3 protein-coding genes and 1 pseudogene are annotated in these 1,239 nt (G+C 66.3%); all 4 read left to right on the top strand.

The genetic code is table 11. From position 1 onward, the window contains the following. On the top strand, nt 1-350 hold a 350-nt coding region (locus AiwAL_RS20220; RefSeq protein ID WP_262313490.1), incomplete at its 5' end, for an ATPase, T2SS/T4P/T4SS family. Between the two features lie 15 nt (nt 351-365). Continuing rightward, complete coding sequence (locus AiwAL_RS20215) at nt 366-734, top strand: TrbC/VirB2 family protein (protein ID WP_262313497.1); 369 nt, start codon at nt 366-368, stop codon at nt 732-734. After that, on the top strand, nt 731-994 hold the full coding sequence (locus AiwAL_RS20210; protein WP_262313496.1) for a VirB3 family type IV secretion system protein: 264 nt from the start codon (nt 731-733) through the stop codon (nt 992-994). The genes AiwAL_RS20215 and AiwAL_RS20210 overlap by 4 nt, the downstream gene beginning before the upstream one ends. After that, nucleotides 988-1,239, top strand: a pseudogene (locus AiwAL_RS20205) (conjugal transfer protein TrbE); the annotation flags it as partial. The gene AiwAL_RS20210 and the pseudogene AiwAL_RS20205, both read left to right, overlap by 7 nt.

Genomic DNA, 1,239 nt, shown 5'->3' with positions numbered 1-1,239 from the left:
TGGTGCGCTCGACCCTGCGGTTCCGGCCGGACCGGATCATCGTCGGCGAGGTCCGCGGTGCCGAAGCCCTCGACATGCTGAAGGCGTGGAACACCGGCCATCCCGGCGGCATCGCCACGGTCCACGCGAATTCCGGGCGCGCCGCGCTGTATCGCCTCGAGCAGCTCATTCAGGAAGCGGTCGTCACCGTGCCGCGCCGGCTGATCGCCGAGGCGATCGACATCGTGGTTTTCATCCAGGGCCGCGGCCTCGCGCGGCGGATCGAGACGATCAGCGAAGTCACTGGCCTCGACGCCAATGGCGATTACGCCCTCGCCGATCTCAACCCGTACCGGTCGTTTGCGCCGTAACCGAAAGGACCAACCATGTCTTTGCGCCTGCCCAGTTCATCGCCGACCACGCTGTTTTGCTCCCCCCGCGTCTCCCGCATCCTGCGCCGCATCGGGTCCGGTGCGTTGCTCACGCCGTGGCTGGGTAATGTCGCCTATGCCGCCGGTTCGAACATGCCGTGGGAACAGCCGCTGCAGCAGATCCTCGATTCCGTGCAGGGGCCGGTCGCCAAGATCATCGCCGTGCTGATCATCATCGTTACCGGCCTGTCGCTCGCCTTCGGCGAGACCTCGGGCGGTTTCCGGCGGCTGATCCAGATCGTCTTCGGGCTCAGCATCGCCTTTGCCGCCAGCTCGTTCTTTCTGTCCTTCTTCGGCTTCGGCGGTGGGGCGCTTGTCTCGTGAGCACCCGTGTGGATGGGTTCGAGGCGCCCCTGTACCGCGCACTGACCGAACCGATCCTCCTGGGTGGATCGCCGCGCGGCATCGCCATCGTCAACGGCACACTGGCCGCGGCCCTCGGTCTCGGTCTGCAGATGTGGCTGGCCGGCATTCTGTTCTGGGTGGCGGGGCACACGCTCAGCGTTTTCGCCGCCAAGCGCGATCCGGATTTCGCGCCGGTGCTCGCCCGCCATCTTCGCCAGCGAGGTTTTTTCGCATGCTGAACCTCGCGGAATATCGCACCAAATCCGACCGGCTGGCCGATCACCTGCCCTGGGCCGCGTTGGTCGCACCCGGCATCGTGCTCAACAAGGACGGCAGTTTCCAGCGCACGCTGCGCTTCCGTGGTCCTGATCTGGAGAGTGCCACAGAGGCGGAACTGGTCGGTACCTGCGCACGGCTGAACAATGTGCTGCGGCGCTTCGGCTCCGGCTGGGCGCTGTTCTTCGAGGCCGAGCGGTTCGAGGCG

Origin of the sequence: Acidiphilium sp. AL (genome assembly GCF_025499445.1) — a bacterium.
Lineage (GTDB): Bacteria > Pseudomonadota > Alphaproteobacteria > Acetobacterales > Acetobacteraceae > Acidiphilium > Acidiphilium iwatense.
This window is presented reverse-complemented; position numbering and strand designations above follow the sequence as displayed.

What these genes read in the sequence shown, in the direction of transcription:
- AiwAL_RS20215 (WP_262313497.1), top strand. Translation starts at nt 366, where the DNA reads ATGTCTTTGCGCCTGCCCAGTTCATCGCCGACCACGCTGTTTTGCTCC.